Below are 17,567 nucleotides of genomic sequence, written 5' to 3'. Positions count from 1 at the left end.
GATAGAGGTGGAGCGATTTTAAATGTCGCTCCTACCTTTCTCAAATTCTATATACTATAAATGTAAATCAATCAAATAGCACAGCTAATCTAAATTGAAGGAGGTAGGCTCCTTGATTGATGTAAATAATTTCCATTATATGAAAATAGGATTAGCTTCACCTGAAAAGATTCGTTCATGGTCTTATGGTGAAGTTAAGAAGCCTGAAACAATTAACTATCGTACGTTAAAACCTGAAAAAGACGGTCTTTTCTGTGAAAGAATATTTGGACCAACTAAAGATTGGGAATGTAGTTGCGGTAAATACAAACGTGTACGCTATAAAGGTATGGTCTGTGATAGATGTGGTGTTGAAGTAACGAAGTCTAAAGTACGTCGTGAAAGAATGGGACACATCGAATTAGCAGCACCAGTATCACACATTTGGTACTTCAAAGGTATTCCAAGCCGTATGGGCCTTTTATTAGATATGTCTCCAAGAGCATTAGAAGAAGTTATTTATTTTGCTTCTTATGTTGTTGTTGATCCAGGTCCAACAGGTTTAGAAAAGAAAACTTTATTATCTGAAGCAGAATTCAGAGATTATTATGATAAATATCCAGGTCAATTTGTAGCTAAAATGGGTGCTGAAGGTATCAGAGACTTGTTATCTGAAATTGACTTAGATGAAGAATTAAAAATCTTACGTGATGAATTAGAATCTGCAACAGGACAAAGACTTACTCGTGCTATTAAACGTTTAGAAGTTGTTGAATCATTCCGTAACTCTGGTAATGATCCAGCATGGATGATTTTAGATGTACTTCCTATCATTCCACCCGAAATCCGTCCAATGGTTCAATTAGACGGTGGACGTTTTGCTACAAGTGACTTAAACGATTTATATAGACGTGTTATTAACCGTAATAACCGTTTGAAACGTTTATTAGATCTTGGTGCACCTGGAATCATTGTTCAAAACGAAAAACGTATGTTACAAGAAGCTGTTGATGCTTTAATCGATAATGGTCGTCGTGGCCGTCCTGTAACTGGACCAGGTAACCGTCCATTAAAATCATTGTCACATATGTTAAAAGGTAAACAAGGTCGTTTCCGTCAAAACTTACTTGGTAAACGTGTTGACTATTCAGGTCGTTCCGTTATCGCAGTAGGTCCAAGTCTGAAAATGTATCAATGTGGATTACCTAAAGAAATGGCGCTAGAATTATTTAAACCTTTCGTTATGAAAGAGTTAGTTCAACGTGAAATTGCAACAAATATCAAAAATGCTAAAAGTAAAATTGAACGCATGGATGACGAAGTTTGGGACGTTTTAGAAGAAGTTATCGTAGAACACCCAGTACTACTTAACCGTGCGCCTACGCTTCACAGATTAGGTATCCAAGCATTCGAACCAACATTGGTAGAAGGTCGTGCAATCCGTCTACACCCACTTGTTACTACAGCATATAACGCTGACTTTGATGGTGACCAAATGGCGGTTCACGTTCCATTATCTAAAGAAGCGCAAGCTGAAGCACGTATGTTAATGTTAGCTGCTCAAAATATCTTAAACCCTAAAGATGGTAAACCAGTTGTTACACCATCTCAGGATATGGTATTAGGTAACTACTACTTAACACTTGAACGTACAGACGCAGTTAATACTGGTACTATCTATAATGATACAAACGAAGTATTAAAAGCTTATGCAAATGGATATGTTCACTTACACACTAGAATTGGTGTTCATGCAAGTTCATTCAATAATCCGACATTCACTGAGGAGCAAAATAAGAAAATCTTAGCTACATCAGTAGGTAAAATTATCTTTAATGAAATCATACCTGATTCATTTGCTTATATTAACGAGCCAACTCAAACTAACCTTGAGGGAACAACACCTGATAAATACTTTGTTGACCCAACAGAGTTAGGTGAAGGCGGATTAAAAGAATTCTTTGAAACTAAAGAATTAATTGAACCATTCAATAAAAAATTCTTAGGTAATATCATCGCTGAAGTATTCAACAGATTCAGTATTACTGATACATCTATGATGCTTGACCGTATGAAAGACTTAGGATTCAAGTTCTCATCTAAAGCGGGTATTACTGTTGGTGTATCTGATATCGTGGTATTACCAGATAAAAAAGATATCCTAGATGAACATGAAAAATTAGTTGAACGTGTGACTAAACAATTCAATCGTGGTTTAATCACTGAAGAAGAAAGATACAATGCTGTCGTTGAAATTTGGACAGATGCTAAAGATCAAATTCAAGGTGAATTAATGCAATCACTTGAAAAAACAAACCCAATCTTCATGATGAGTGACTCTGGTGCCCGTGGTAACGCATCTAACTTTACTCAGTTAGCTGGTATGCGTGGATTAATGGCTGCACCATCAGGAAAAATCATTGAATTACCAATCACTTCATCATTCCGTGAAGGTTTAACAGTGTTAGAGTACTTCATCTCTACTCATGGTGCGCGTAAAGGTCTTGCCGATACAGCACTTAAAACAGCTGACTCAGGTTACCTTACTCGTCGTCTTGTTGACGTTGCGCAAGATGTTATTGTACGTGAAGAAGATTGTGGTACTGACCGTGGCTTACTTGTTTCTGACATCAAAGAAGGTACAGAAATGATTGAACCATTCATTGAACGTATCGAAGGACGTTATTCAAAAGAAACAATTCGTCACCCTGAAACAGATGAAGTTATTATTCGCCCAGACGAATTAATTACTGCGGAAATCGCTAAGAAAATTACTGATGCTGGTATCGAACAAATGTATATCCGCTCAGCATTCACTTGTAATACACGTCATGGTGTATGTGAAAAATGTTATGGTAAAAACCTTGCAACAGGTGAAAAAGTTGAAGTTGGTGAAGCAGTTGGTACAATCGCTGCCCAATCAATCGGTGAACCAGGTACACAGCTTACAATGCGTACCTTCCATACAGGTGGGGTAGCCGGAAGCGATATCACTCAAGGTCTTCCACGTATCCAAGAGATCTTTGAAGCCCGTAACCCTAAAGGTCAAGCGGTAATCACTGAAATCGAAGGTGTAGTAGAAGATATTAAATTAGCGAAAGACCGTCAACAAGAAATTGTTGTTAAAGGTGAAAATGAAACTAGATCTTATCTAGCTTCAGGTACTTCTAGACTTAAAGTGGAAGTAGGACAATCAGTTGAACGTGGTGAAGTATTAACTGAAGGTTCAATCGAACCGAAAAACTACTTATCAGTTGCTGGTTTAAATGCTACAGAAAGCTACTTATTAAAAGAAGTACAAAAAGTTTACCGTATGCAAGGTGTTGAAATTGATGATAAACACGTTGAGGTTATGGTTAGACAAATGTTACGTAAAGTACGTATCATCGAAGCAGGAGATACTAAGTTATTACCTGGTTCATTAGTTGATATTCACAACTTTACTGACGCTAACAGAGATGCATTTAAAGAACGTAAACGCCCTGCAACTGCTAAGCCAGTATTGCTTGGTATTACAAAAGCTTCTCTTGAAACAGAAAGCTTCTTATCTGCAGCTTCATTCCAAGAAACAACTCGTGTTCTTACTGATGCAGCTATTAAAGGTAAACGCGATGACTTACTTGGTCTTAAAGAAAATGTTATTATTGGTAAACTTATCCCAGCTGGTACAGGTATGAGACGTTATAGTGACGTTCAATACGATAAAAATGTAGCGCCAGTTGCTAGTTCTGAAGAAGAAGTAGAAGTTACTGAATAATTGATATAACGATCAAGAGGTTAGACTTAGTTCTAACCTCTTGATTCTTATTTATTTCATAAAAACACGAATAAATATTGACTATTGTACTGTAACAATGTTAATATATTATAGGTTGATGCAAGCAGAACTTTGGAGGATATTGAACATGTCTAATGAAAAAGTTGCACGCTTTAACAAACAACAATATGTAGTTGGTCTTAAGGAAACGCTCAAAGCGTTGAATAAAGATCAAGTTACATCATTGATTATTGCTCGAGACGTAGAAGTTCATCTAATGACTCGCGTGTTAAGCCAAATCAATCAAAAAAATATACCATATACACTTTTCTCATCTAAGAAAGAATTAGGAGAATATGTAGGTATCAATGTAAATGCAACAATCGTTGCTATATTGAATGAGAATTAGTAAGTGTCTGCTTACTAAATTTTATTTAACCTTAAAATGAACCACCTGGATGTGTGGGATTAAAAAATGAAGAGAGGAGGACATATTCAATGCCAACTATTAACCAATTAGTACGTAAACCAAGACAAAGCAAATCAAAAAAATCTGATTCACCAGCTTTAAACAGAGGTTTTAACAGTAAGAAGAAACAATTCACTGAATTGAATTCTCCACAAAAACGTGGCGTATGTACTCGTGTGGGTACTATGACACCTAAAAAACCTAACTCAGCGTTACGTAAATATGCACGTGTGCGTTTATCAAACAATATTGAAATCAACGCATACATTCCTGGTATCGGCCATAACTTACAAGAACACAGTGTTGTACTTGTACGTGGTGGACGTGTAAAAGACTTACCTGGTGTGCGTTACCATATTGTGCGTGGTGCACTTGATACTTCAGGTGTAGACGGACGTAGACAAGGTCGTTCATTATACGGAACTAAAAAACCTAAAAATTAATTTTTAAGATTACGTAAATTTTAAAAATAATTAATCACAATATACTATAATAGGAAGGGAGGATTTACATTATGCCTCGTAAAGGATCAGTACCTAAAAGAGACGTATTACCAGATCCAATTCATAACTCAAAATTAGTTACAAAATTAATTAACAAAATTATGTTAGATGGTAAACGCGGAACAGCTCAAAGAATTCTTTATTCAGCATTCGACCTAGTTGAAGAACGTAGTGGTCGTCAAGCTATTGAAGTATTCGAAGAAGCAATTGAAAACATTATGCCAGTATTAGAAGTTAAAGCTCGTCGTGTGGGTGGTTCAAACTACCAAGTACCTGTTGAGGTACGCCCAGAACGTCGTTCTACTTTAGGATTACGTTGGTTAGTTAACTATGCGCGTCTTCGTGGTGAAAAAACTATGGAAGAACGTTTAGCTAACGAAATCTTAGATGCAGCAAATAATACAGGTGGTGCAGTTAAGAAACGTGAGGACACTCACAAAATGGCTGAAGCTAACAAAGCATTTGCTCACTACCGTTGGTAAGATTAAAGCTTTTACCCTGAGCGTGTTCCGTAACATTGGTTTACCAATAATGGCTCATGCTTAGGGCATCGCCATATCTAAAGTACTTATTCAGTAATAACTGGAAGGAGAAAAAATACATGGCAAGAGAATTTTCTTTGAAAAATACTCGTAATATCGGTATCATGGCTCACATTGATGCTGGTAAAACTACTACGACAGAACGTATTCTTTATTACACAGGTCGTATCCACAAAATTGGTGAAACACACGAAGGTGCTTCACAAATGGACTGGATGGAACAAGAGCAAGACCGTGGTATTACTATCACATCTGCAGCAACAACTGCAGCTTGGGACGGCCACCGTGTAAATATCATCGATACACCAGGACACGTAGACTTCACAGTTGAGGTTGAACGTTCATTACGTGTACTTGACGGTGCGGTTACAGTACTTGATGCTCAATCAGGTGTTGAACCACAAACTGAAACAGTTTGGCGTCAGGCTACAACATACGGCGTACCTCGTATCGTTTTCATCAACAAAATGGATAAATTAGGTGCAAACTTTGAATACTCTGTAAGCACATTACATGATCGTTTACAAGCTAATGCTGCACCTATCCAATTACCTATCGGTGCTGAAGATGAATTCGAAGCTATCATTGACTTAGTTGAAATGAAATGCTTCAAATACACTAATGACTTAGGTACAGAAATTGATGAAATTGAAATTCCTGAAGATCACAAAGAAAGAGCTGAAGAAGCTCGTTCAACATTAATTGAAGCAGTAGCTGAAACTAATGATGAATTAATGGAAAAATATCTTGGTGATGAAGAAATTTCAGTAGAAGAATTAAAAAATGCAATCCGTCAAGCTACAACTGACGTAGAATTCTACCCAGTTCTTTGCGGTACTGCATTCAAAAACAAAGGTGTTCAATTAATGCTTAACGCTGTAATTGATTACCTACCATCTCCTTTAGATGTTAAACCAATCGTTGGTCACCGTGCTAATGATCCTGAAGAAGAAGTAATTGCTAAACCAGACGATTCAGCTGAATTCGCTGCATTAGCATTCAAAGTTATGACTGACCCTTATGTTGGTAAATTAACTTTCTTCCGTGTTTACTCAGGTACTTTAAGCTCAGGTTCTTACGTGAAGAACTCATCTAAAGACAAACGTGAACGTGTAGGTCGTTTATTACAAATGCACGCTAACTCACGTCAAGAGATTGACACTGTTTACTCAGGCGATATCGCTGCTGCGGTAGGTCTTAAAGAAACAGGTACTGGTGATACTTTATGTGGAGAGAAAAATGACATTATCTTGGAATCAATGGAATTCCCAGAGCCAGTTATCCACTTATCAGTTGAACCAAAATCTAAAGCTGACCAAGATAAAATGACTCAAGCTTTAGTTAAATTACAAGAAGAAGACCCAACTTTCCATGCACATACTGACGAAGAAACTGGACAAGTTATCATCGGTGGTATGGGTGAGTTACACTTAGACATCTTAGTTGACCGTATGAAGAAAGAATTCAACGTTGAATGTAATGTTGGTGCGCCAATGGTTTCATATCGTGAAACATTTAAACAATCAGCACAAGTTCAAGGTAAATTCTCTCGTCAATCTGGTGGTCGTGGTCAATACGGTGATGTTCACATTGAATTCACACCTAACGAAACAGGTGGCGGTTTCGAATTCGAAAACGCTATCGTCGGTGGTGTAGTTCCTCGTGAATACATTCCATCAGTTGAAGCTGGTCTTAAAGATGCAATGGAAAACGGTGTATTAGCTGGTTATCCTTTAATCGATGTTAAAGCTAAATTATTTGATGGTTCATACCATGATGTCGATTCATCTGAAATGGCCTTCAAAATTGCTGCATCATTAGCACTTAAAGAAGCTGCTAAAAAATGTGATCCAGTTATCTTAGAACCAATGATGAAAGTAACAATCGAAATGCCTGAAGAATACATGGGTGATATCATGGGTGACGTAACTGCTCGTCGTGGACGTGTAGACGGTATGGAACCTCGTGGTAATGCACAAGTTGTAAATGCTTATGTACCACTTTCAGAAATGTTCGGTTATGCTACATCATTACGTTCAAACACTCAAGGTCGCGGTACTTACACTATGTACTTTGACCACTATGCAGAAGTTCCAAAATCAATTTCTGAAGAAATCATTAAGAAAAATAAAGGCGAATAATATAACTTGTCATTACTAGCTATGCTAGGTTAAAATACAGGTTGAGCTTAGTTATAGGCTAATCGTTTTTATGAATTGATTTTTGTGGGTAAATGCATTATAAAGGAAATATGAATTAAGTAGTATTTCTTTTAGACTCAACTTAATCAAACATCTTCTCATGATGGTGAGAAACTATCATGAGAGATAATTTTGAAAATAACTTTTATTAAGAATAGGAGAGATTTAATAATGGCAAAAGAAAAATTTGATCGCTCAAAAGAACATGCCAATATTGGTACTATCGGTCACGTTGACCATGGTAAAACAACTTTAACAGCTGCTATCGCAACTGTATTAGCTAAGAATGGTGACACTGTTGCACAATCATACGACATGATTGACAACGCACCAGAAGAAAAAGAACGTGGTATTACAATCAATACTGCACACATCGAATATCAAACTGACAAACGTCACTATGCTCACGTTGACTGCCCAGGACACGCTGACTATGTTAAAAACATGATCACTGGTGCTGCGCAAATGGACGGCGGTATCTTAGTTGTATCTGCAGCTGATGGTCCAATGCCACAAACTCGTGAACACATTCTTTTATCACGTAACGTTGGTGTACCAGCTTTAGTTGTATTCTTAAACAAAGTTGATATGGTAGACGACGAAGAATTATTAGAATTAGTAGAAATGGAAGTTCGTGACTTATTATCTGAATATGACTTCCCAGGTGACGACGTACCTGTAATCGCTGGTTCAGCATTAAAAGCTTTAGAAGGCGACGAAAAATACGAAGAAAAAATCTTAGAATTAATGCAAGCAGTTGATGACTACATTCCAACTCCAGAACGTGATTCTGACAAACCATTCATGATGCCAGTTGAGGACGTATTCTCAATCACTGGTCGTGGTACTGTTGCTACAGGCCGTGTTGAACGTGGTCAAATCAAAGTTGGTGAAGAAGTTGAAATCATCGGTTTACATGACACTTCTAAAACAACTGTTACTGGTGTAGAAATGTTCCGTAAGTTATTAGACTACGCTGAAGCTGGTGACAACATCGGTGCTTTATTACGTGGTGTTGCTCGTGAAGACGTACAACGTGGTCAAGTATTAGCTGCTCCTGGTTCAATTACACCACATACAAAATTCAAAGCGGAAGTTTACGTTTTATCTAAAGACGAAGGTGGACGTCACACTCCATTCTTCAGTAACTACCGCCCACAATTCTATTTCCGTACTACTGACGTAACTGGCGTTGTTCAATTACCAGAAGGTACTGAAATGGTTATGCCTGGTGATAACGTTGAAATGACAGTAGAATTAATCGCTCCTATCGCGATTGAAGACGGTACTCGTTTCTCAATCCGTGAAGGTGGACGTACTGTAGGATCAGGCGTTGTAACTGAAATCCACGAATAATTTTATTATTCGATATATCAAAGACCCCATTACGGGGTCTTTTTTTATTTCTATAAATACATAACCTTACCGTCGATTTGTTTACCATTAAAAAATCCACTTATTACCTATGATTTAGGTAATAAGTGGATGACTTGTGTGATAAATGTTAAATATTTACAAGGTTATATTTTAAAATACATTTTCAAGTTCTAAAATTTTTAAAAATTCACTGGCAGCATATTTAAATGATGATTCATCGATATCGAAATAAGGATTATGATGAGGTGCAGTAATATTTTTATCTTGATTACCACATCCTGTTAAGAAAAATGCGCCTGGTCTGACTTTTAAATAGTGAGAGAAGTCTTCACCAATCATCATTAAATCAGATTCATTAAAGCGTAAGTGCATATCATTAGCTGCTTGTTTAACAACTTCATATGCTTGTTGATGATTATGAAGTGGTAAATAACCTTTAATGTAATTAAAATCATAAGTGATATCGTTAGCTACCGCTAAACCTTGTAATAATTTGTCCATCTTAGTTTTGATATGGTTTTGTAAATTAGTGTCGAAGGTACGTACTGTTCCTTTGCAAAACGCACTATCAGGTATCACACTATCTGAAGAGCCTGCTTGAACCATACCAAACGTTAATACCGCTTGTTTTACTGGATCGATGGTACGAGAAACTATCTTCTGAGCACTTAAAATAAATTCAGCCATAATGACAATAGGATCAATGGTTTCTTGAGGTTTAGCACCATGACCGCCTCTGCCTTGTATCGTGATACTAAATTCGTCAGGTGAGGCCATAATGGGTCCTGGACGAGAATAAATAGTACCTGTTGGATAACCGCTCCATAGATGTGTGCCATAAATCTTATCAACGTCTTGTAAGCATCCATCATTAATCATTTCTTGTGAACCACCGGGCATAATTTCTTCACCGTATTGGAATATGAAAACAACATTACCTTTTAATAAGTGACGATGTTCATTTACGATTTCTGCAACGCCTAATAATATAGCTGTATGTCCATCGTGTCCACATGCATGCATGCAACCATCATTTTTAGATTTATAAGGTACATCGTTTAATTCTTGAACAGGTAGTGCATCAAAGTCTGCTCTAAAGGCGATGGTTGGCCCTTCACCTTTTCCTTTAAAAGTAGCTTTAATACCGTTTCTACCTACTGGCGTTTGAATGTCACATGACAATTGGCTAAGTTGGTTAACTATATAGTCATGTGTTTGCTTTTCTTCAAAAGAAAGTTCAGGATATTGGTGTAAATAACGTCTTAATTGAATCATTCTCTTTTCTTTTTTACTAGCCAATTGAAACCAATCAAACAAAACTATCACTTCTTCCGTATTATTATGATAATTAGTATATCATTATCTAATAAGACAAAATAGTTCAAAATGAATATTTAGTATTAAAAATACAATAAGTGATAAGGCTTTCATGAATGGCGAAATTAAGGTATTATAAAGGTAAATAGAGATACAAGGGGGATATGGTTGTGGTTCAATCATTACATGATTTTTTAAATGAAAATATTAACTACTTGAAAGAGAATGGATTGTACAATGAAATCGATTCAATTGAAGGTGCAAATGGTCCAGAAATTAAAATTGATGGTAAAACTTACGTTAACTTGTCATCAAATAACTATTTGGGATTAGCAACAAATGAAGATTTAAAAGAAGCTGCTAAAGCTGCCATTGATTCACATGGTGTTGGTGCAGGGGCTGTTCGTTCAATTAATGGTACATTAGATTTACATGATGAATTAGAAGAAACACTAGCGAAATTTAAAGGTACAGAAGCAGCAATTGCTTATCAATCTGGTTTCAATTGTAATATGGCTGCGATTTCAGCAGTAATGAATAAAAACGATGCTATTCTATCTGATGAACTAAATCATGCTTCTATTATAGATGGTTGTCGTTTATCGAAAGCTAAAATCATTCGTGTTAACCACTCAGATATGGATGATTTAAGAGCTAAAGCTAAAGAAGCAGTAGAATCAGGTCAATATAACAAAGTAATGTATATTACTGATGGCGTATTTAGTATGGATGGCGATGTTGCCAAATTACCAGAAATTGTTAAAATCGCAGAAGAATTTGGTTTATTAACTTATGTTGATGATGCACATGGTTCTGGAGTAATGGGCAAAGGCGCGGGTACAGTTAAACACTTTGGTTTACAAGATAAAATCGATTTCCAAATTGGTACATTATCTAAAGCAATTGGTGTTGTAGGTGGCTATGTAGCGGGTACTAAAGAACTTATTGATTGGTTAAAAGCACAATCTCGTCCATTCTTATTCTCAACTTCATTAGCACCTGGAGATACTAAAGCAATTACAGAAGCAGTTAAAAAATTAATGGCTTCTACTGAGTTACATGATCAATTATGGGAAAATGCGCAATATCTTAAAGATGGCTTAGCTAAGTTAGGATTTAACACTGGTGAGTCTGAAACACCAATTACTCCTGTGATTATCGGTGATGAAAAAGATACTCAAGTATTCAGTAAACGCCTTAAAGAAGAAGGTATTTATGTTAAGTCTATCGTATTCCCTACAGTGCCAAAAGGTACAGGTAGAGTTAGAAATATGCCTACTGCAGCACATACAAAAGAAATGTTAGATAAAGCTATAGAAGCATATGAAAAAGTTGGTAAAGAACTTAACATTATTTAATCGATTTATTCAACAAATTAAGCACTCGTATTTTGCGGGTGCTTTTTAATTTTATTGGAGTGGAAACAATGGGTGAAATTCGACAACTTACATATGATGATGAATCACAATTTCTAAAGTATATTAATGAATGGTATGAAAATGAAGAAAAAATTGTCCCTGGTAATATAGATTTTAAAAAATATACAGGCTTTAAAGAAATGGTAGATCATATTAATAAGCCTAAGCCTAGAGAAGATTGGGTGGAAACAAGTACAATGTTTTACTTTAAAGATGAAGCGATTGTAGGCGCGGTTAATATTCGCTATCAACTAAATGAATCGTTAACTCGGATAGGCGGACATGTAGGCTATGGTGTAGCATCATCACAACGCGGTAAAGGCTATGCAAAAGAAATGTTGGGTCATGCTTTAGATATATTGAAAACAAAACAAGTTAAATATGTATTAATGACATGTAATCCTAAGAATTTCAGCTCTCAAAAAGTGATCTTGTATTATGGTGGCTATGAAATAGAACCTTATATCAAAAAGAATGGTGCACCTGTAAAACGGTACCATATTCCAATCAATTAATTATATGCAAAAAAACATTCCCCAAAATAGGAGAATGTGTGTCGTCAAAAGTTAAATTAAATAGTTTTGTTTAAATAAACAAAATCGCAGAGATGGTAAAGACATTTGTCTAACTATCTCTTTATTTATGTTTTTAAGAATAGCATGAATATGCGTGCAGAACAATATAAACTTTAAATTACCGACATTTTTCATTAAAATATCGGGTAAAGATGAGTATAAATGTATGAAGATACGATAATTATGTAAGATGGAGGACAGAATATGTTATATTTAACTGAAAATGATCAACAGCAATTACTCAATATGCGTGAAGTGATAGATGAAGTAGCAGAATCACTCAAAGCCTTTTCTGAAGGTAAAACTGAAACGCCATTACGCTATTCGATTCCGTTTAATGAGGATAATAGATATTTAGTCATGCCTGCGCTATCTGATGCGCTAAAAATTGTCGGATTAAAGACAGTGACCTTTGCACCTAAAAACCCGGAAAAAGGTAAATCGACCATAAGTGGCTCAGTTATTTTAAGTGATTATGAAACAGGGGAAACTTTGTCTGTTTTAGATGGTGGATATTTAACTAAAATAAGAACGGGTGCCATATCTGGTGTTGCAACAAAATATTTATCTAGAGAAGATGCAAGTGCTTTATGTGTAATTGGTGCCGGCGAACAAGCTGAAGGACTAATTGCGGCTGTTTTAGCAGTTAGAAAAATTAATACGATTCATTTTGCTAGTAGAACGACGGAGAAAGCAGAAAGATTAGCAAAACAAACAAAAGATTTATATGATGTTAATGTTGAAGTATTTGAAGATGCAAATCAGGCAATTGAAGGGACAGATATCGTTGTCACTGCTACTAATTCATCAACTCCGGTTTTCGATAGAACATTAGATCCAGGTGTTCATTTAAATGCGGTAGGTTCTTTTAAACCTGACATGCAAGAGTTACCAACAGAATCTATGATGGTTGCGAATAAAATTGTCGTAGAATCAACAGAAGCAGCAATGGAAGAAACAGGAGATTTAAAAATTCCCGAACAAGAAGGCGTATTAACACAAGATATGTTACACGCAGAGCTCGGGGATATTGTGGCAGGTCGTAAACAAGGTAGAACAGATGAGAAAGAAGTCACGCTATTTAAATCAGTGGGACTAGCAATTGTAGATATTGTCGTAGCTAATTACTTTTATAAAAAAGCACAGAAATAAAAGAAATCAGGCTAGGATATAAATATATATTTCAATTTACATTCATATTTAGGTCGTAGTTGACTGTAAAGTCATTCTTTTTCTTATAGAAATTAGAATGACTTACACATGAGTATTGACTCATGCGTTCAAATTAAGCTTTAGAGGTATACATGAACTAATGTTCATGCATAAAACCGTCTAAGTAATAAATTACAAAGACGGTTTAATGTACCAAGATTTTTTATTTCTAGTCAACCTTGCCGGGGGGCGGGCCCCAAACATAGATAATTTTGAAAAGAAAATCTACAAACAGTGCAAGTTGGGGATGGACAACAATAAAGAAATACTTTTTCTTTAGAAATTAGTATCTCTTCTGCATGAGTTTCACTCATGTATTTCTATTTTAAAGTACACATTAGCTGTGGCTAATGCGTAAGAACCACTACATAATCAATGATTAGTGGTTCTTTATTATTTCTGTCCCAGTCCTATTATCTTTATCATTATTTTCGATTTAATAAGGTCTGCGTTTATAATTATGGATAAATGACTTTATATTAATCATTAAAAAGACAATAAATATAATTAAAGATCCACCGGCTAATGCCAAAGGCAGCCATTCATCTTTACTTAATATCGTACGTATGTCTGAAATGATAAATAACATAAATATTATACTAGTAATTATTACAGTCGTTTGTTTTGATTTGTATGTTTGCAAAGGCTTTTGATTATTCATAGCATCACCCTCATTCAATAAAAATATGACTAAGTAAGACTATCCGCAGTATCCTCGCAGACAAACAGGAGACTTACCATTTAAAGTGTATAAATGTGAAAGTGCTTACTTTCTTTATAACATTGATTAATGGTACTTTCAATATAATGAAAGACTCATTTATTGATAATCTTTAGGGTCGATAGCAATCATATTTGGAATGGTCTTCTTATACTCATGTAAGTCTTCGTGATGATCTGTGATTAAAGCAGTAATTTTATGAATAGGACATACTTGGTAAAAAGCAATTTTATTCAATTTAGAACTGTCTGTAAGCATATATACTTCTTTTGATTGATTTACCATTTGACGTTTAGCATCTACAAATTCCTCACTATAGTGAGTCACACCTTTGATCGCATCTATAGCAGGAGTAGCTAAAAAAGCTTTCATCGAGTTAAATGATTGAAGTGTTTGTGTCGTAATTAAACCATTTAGTACATAATTGTTATGATATAGAGTACCGCCAGTTACGATGACTTTATGGTTAGAAGAACGAAGTATCGAAGCGATATGAATATCATTTGTAATGATGGTTAAATGTTGCTTATGCAGTAAAGCTTTAGCAAATAATAATGTGGTTGAACCTGAGTCGATAATAAGTGTATCTCCATCTTCAACGAACTCAGCAGCTTTGTATCCAATACCTAGCTTTTCGTAATAATATTCTGTTTGTCTTTCATCGAAATTTAGCTCACTATATACATTTTCATTATTTAACACCACACCACCATGTGTACGTCTAATTTGGTTATATTGCTCGAGTTTAACAAGATCGCGACGAATTGTGGCATCGTGTACATTAAATTCTTTAGCTAATGTGTGAACTGAGGCAGTTTTGTATTTAGTTAAATAGGATATAATTTTTTGTTCTCTTTCGGCAGGTAACATATTCACCGTCTCCATCTAGTAATTTTGTTCAAATTATATAAATAATCCATGATTTATGTATGTTTATTATAGTATATCAAATACATAATAAAGGCTGTAGATGAAAGTATGACAATGAAATGACCATCTTATACTTAGCCTACAGCCTCTATATTATTGAGTTTTATTCTGTTTCACCGTATTGTTGACTTTTCGGCATTTTAATGAAGTAAGTTAGTATTGTACTAATGAAGTATAATACGCCTAAAATCCAAATAACACCTAAGTCACCAAAAGGTTCTAAGAAAATTCTTACAATCATTGGTCCTACGAATACTGGTAAACCAGCACCTAAGTTTAAAATTGAAAGGGTAGCACCTTTATCCTTCTTCACTAATGAAGGAATTAAAGCAGTTAAAGGTACATATGCTGCGATAAAGATACCCCAAGCAACACCAACAATTGTAAGTAAAATGATATTTCCGTGTGACCAGATTGGTACATAGCCCATTAATAGACATGAGATACCACTACCGATACCACCGAAAATCATAACAGTATTACGCCAACCAATTTTATCTCCGATAATACCCCAAATAAGGTTAAAGAAGATATTTCCGAAGAAAATCGCTGACCAAACAGCTAACCATTTAGAAGTTGGGATACCGTAAGATTCTAAGTAAAGTGGTAAGAAGATTGGGAAAGCGAATTGTGCAGTGGTATTAATAACACGTACAATACCACCTACTAATACTTTTGGCTCTTCAACAACGATTGTGAATCCTTTTAACATTTCAGCTAATTTTGCTTTTGCATTGCTTTTATCAGTAGGCAATTTATCTTTATTTAGGACGATAGCTAAGAATCCACCTAAAACTACCCAGAATAATGAAGTCCACAATGTTCCAATATGACCTAAGTATTTAATCGCAAAGATAGAGTAAAATGCACCTAACACATTTAATCCACCAGTAAATACGAGCCAGAACCAACCTACAGCCGCACCTAACGTACGTTGTTCAGAACGATATGAAATCCAAACTAAGAATGAATAAGCAAATAAAGGATAACCTAAACCTCTTAATGCATAAGCAGGATACATAATTGCTAAATTCTCAGAAGGTAGTGCCACACCAACAAAGAATATTGTTCCAATAATGTACAATACTAAACCGATAAACATTGTACGTTTACCGCCTAATGCTTCAGCTAAAACGCCACTGAACCAACTTGCAATTGCAACTGTAATACCATAGCACCCAAATAACCAACTTACTTCATTTGAGCTAAATCCATTGTGTTGTAAATAGGGGCTTAGCCAACCAATTTCTAGGCCGTCTCCCATCATAAATATTAATATCCCAATGTAACCCCATACGATTTGTTTGGGCATACCTAAAAACGTTGTCTTGTTCATCATTATGTTATCTCCCCTTAGATATCACGGTTTATGACCAGTGATATCTTAAATATGTTTTTTTCCAACCTTTATGTGCTGCAGTATCATCCATCGCCTTTTTAAGATCCTCTGTACTATAGATATCATAGTAATCATCAGGGATTAATTTTTTAAGTGCTTGTTGATAATCTTCGTTTTCGAATGAAGCAATGAGTTGTTCAAATTCATGTTTTGTACTTCTTGAACTACCTGAAAGTGTTAAACCTTTTTCTAATACGTCACGTGTATTAATACCAACTAGGTCTTCAGTAACACCCATTAAAACAATTTGACCTTGTCTATCGATTAAATCAATCGCTTGGTTAATTGCAGATTCAGAGAATTTACCACCACAACATTCAAATACAGTATGAACACCTTTATGACTGTTGAAATCATAATCAAATACAAGATGTGTTGTAGCAAAGTTTTCGAATGATTGAAGTTTTTCTTCGATAGCACCGAAAACAATTAAATTTTCTTTTTCAATACCATATATATAATGAAGTGCAGTTGCTGCTAAATAACCAACTGGACCATCGCCGAATACTGCAACTTGTGGAGAAGATTTAGTAGTGATCTCTTTAAGTTGATTGATTGGGAATAATGACACTGAACATAATTCAGCTAATAAAGCGACGTCTTCATCTAATGTGTCTGGAATTTTCACGATGTTATCTCCAGGTACCACCATTCTATCTTGGCAAATACCATCATAGCCGCTACCCATAAATACGGCATTTTCATCATAATTATCTAATAAATCTGTTTCTTCGAATTCACCAGCTCTTAAACGAGAAGGGATATTCGGAACGATAACTACTTTATCTCCTTTTTGATAATCAGGATGTTTAGAATCTTCAATAGTACCGATACCTTCATGGAATAAAGCCATAGGTAATTTTTTGTCTAATGCTTCTTTACGTCTATTACCTGTGTAATATCTTAGGTCAGCATGACAAACACTTGCTTTTGAAGGATTAACAATAACATCACCATCTCTAAACTCATGATTAATTGTTGTATATTCAAATTCGCCTGGTTGAATTAGGCGATAAGCTTTTGACTCAATGCTCATTTTTGTTCATCTCCCTTTAATACTTGTTCACTTTTATTTATGTAAACAATAGTAAACGCTTACAGTTGCTTGTGTCAATGATTTTTTGTACGAAAATGTTCATTTTGGTTCTTTTTGAACTTTTATGATTG

General features: G+C 35.4%; 14 protein-coding genes. 9 read left to right on the top strand and 5 right to left on the bottom strand.

Annotated elements, in window-relative coordinates:
- Nucleotides 1-139: 139 nt before the first annotated feature.
- The 6 genes from rpoC to tuf all read left to right on the top strand — a co-directional run bounded on the left by rpoC (nt 140) and on the right by tuf (nt 8,807).
- Complete coding sequence (gene rpoC / locus ACZ267_RS11395) at nt 140-3,736, top strand: DNA-directed RNA polymerase subunit beta' (protein ID WP_161767509.1); 3,597 nt, start codon at nt 140-142, stop codon at nt 3,734-3,736.
- A 148-nt stretch (nt 3,737-3,884) separates the two neighbouring features.
- Nucleotides 3,885-4,145, top strand: a complete 261-nt coding sequence (locus ACZ267_RS11390) for a ribosomal L7Ae/L30e/S12e/Gadd45 family protein (RefSeq protein WP_002451221.1) — start codon at nt 3,885-3,887, stop codon at nt 4,143-4,145.
- A gap of 89 nt (nt 4,146-4,234) precedes the next feature.
- Nucleotides 4,235-4,648 (top strand): 30S ribosomal protein S12, encoded by a 414-nt coding sequence (gene rpsL / locus ACZ267_RS11385; RefSeq protein WP_002451222.1) that lies wholly within the window; start codon nt 4,235-4,237, stop codon nt 4,646-4,648.
- 71 nt (nt 4,649-4,719) lie between these two features.
- Nucleotides 4,720-5,190 (top strand): 30S ribosomal protein S7, encoded by a 471-nt coding sequence (rpsG, locus tag ACZ267_RS11380; protein ID WP_002451223.1) that lies wholly within the window; start codon nt 4,720-4,722, stop codon nt 5,188-5,190.
- A 119-nt stretch (nt 5,191-5,309) separates the two neighbouring features.
- Nucleotides 5,310-7,391, top strand: coding sequence for an elongation factor G (fusA, locus tag ACZ267_RS11375; RefSeq protein WP_002465568.1), 2,082 nt, complete (start codon nt 5,310-5,312; stop codon nt 7,389-7,391).
- A 231-nt stretch (nt 7,392-7,622) separates the two neighbouring features.
- Nucleotides 7,623-8,807, top strand: coding sequence for an elongation factor Tu (gene tuf / locus ACZ267_RS11370; RefSeq protein WP_002451225.1), 1,185 nt, complete (start codon nt 7,623-7,625; stop codon nt 8,805-8,807).
- Nucleotides 8,808-8,978: 171 nt separating this feature from the next.
- On the opposite strand, the gene ACZ267_RS11365 is transcribed toward tuf, so the two are convergent.
- Nucleotides 8,979-10,145: a M20 family metallopeptidase gene (locus ACZ267_RS11365; protein ID WP_002465550.1), complete on the bottom strand. Its 1,167-nt coding sequence runs from the start codon at nt 10,143-10,145 to the stop codon at nt 8,979-8,981.
- Between the two features lie 170 nt (nt 10,146-10,315).
- Here ACZ267_RS11365 and ACZ267_RS11360 point away from each other — a divergent pair, with 170 nt between their 5' ends.
- From ACZ267_RS11360 to ACZ267_RS11350, 3 genes are all read left to right on the top strand, one after another.
- Nucleotides 10,316-11,503, top strand: a complete 1,188-nt coding sequence (locus ACZ267_RS11360; protein WP_002465576.1) for a glycine C-acetyltransferase — start codon at nt 10,316-10,318, stop codon at nt 11,501-11,503.
- A gap of 68 nt (nt 11,504-11,571) precedes the next feature.
- Nucleotides 11,572-12,078 (top strand): GNAT family N-acetyltransferase, encoded by a 507-nt coding sequence (locus ACZ267_RS11355; RefSeq protein WP_002465582.1) that lies wholly within the window; start codon nt 11,572-11,574, stop codon nt 12,076-12,078.
- Between the two features lie 264 nt (nt 12,079-12,342).
- Nucleotides 12,343-13,290: an ornithine cyclodeaminase family protein gene (locus tag ACZ267_RS11350; protein ID WP_002465545.1), complete on the top strand. Its 948-nt coding sequence runs from the start codon at nt 12,343-12,345 to the stop codon at nt 13,288-13,290.
- A 496-nt stretch (nt 13,291-13,786) separates the two neighbouring features.
- On the opposite strand, the gene ACZ267_RS11345 is transcribed toward ACZ267_RS11350, so the two are convergent.
- From ACZ267_RS11345 to ACZ267_RS11330, 4 genes are all read right to left on the bottom strand, one after another.
- Nucleotides 13,787-14,011: a hypothetical protein gene (locus tag ACZ267_RS11345; RefSeq protein ID WP_002452002.1), complete on the bottom strand. Its 225-nt coding sequence runs from the start codon at nt 14,009-14,011 to the stop codon at nt 13,787-13,789.
- 159 nt (nt 14,012-14,170) lie between these two features.
- Entirely contained in the window at nt 14,171-14,941 is a 771-nt protein-coding gene (locus tag ACZ267_RS11340; protein ID WP_047210652.1) for a DeoR/GlpR family DNA-binding transcription regulator, read from the bottom strand.
- A gap of 163 nt (nt 14,942-15,104) precedes the next feature.
- Nucleotides 15,105-16,340 carry an MFS transporter gene (locus ACZ267_RS11335; protein ID WP_124747937.1) on the bottom strand — a complete coding sequence of 412 codons (1,236 nt, stop codon included), beginning with the start codon at nt 16,338-16,340 and terminating at the stop codon, nt 15,105-15,107.
- Between the two features lie 28 nt (nt 16,341-16,368).
- Nucleotides 16,369-17,436, bottom strand: a complete 1,068-nt coding sequence (locus ACZ267_RS11330; RefSeq protein WP_015365351.1) for an alcohol dehydrogenase catalytic domain-containing protein — start codon at nt 17,434-17,436, stop codon at nt 16,369-16,371.
- Between the last annotated feature and the right edge of the window lie 131 nt (nt 17,437-17,567).

The organism is Staphylococcus sp. AC872, assembly GCF_979255425.1.
Note: the sequence above shows the minus strand (reverse complement) of the source record. Positions and strands in the feature narration are given on the sequence as shown.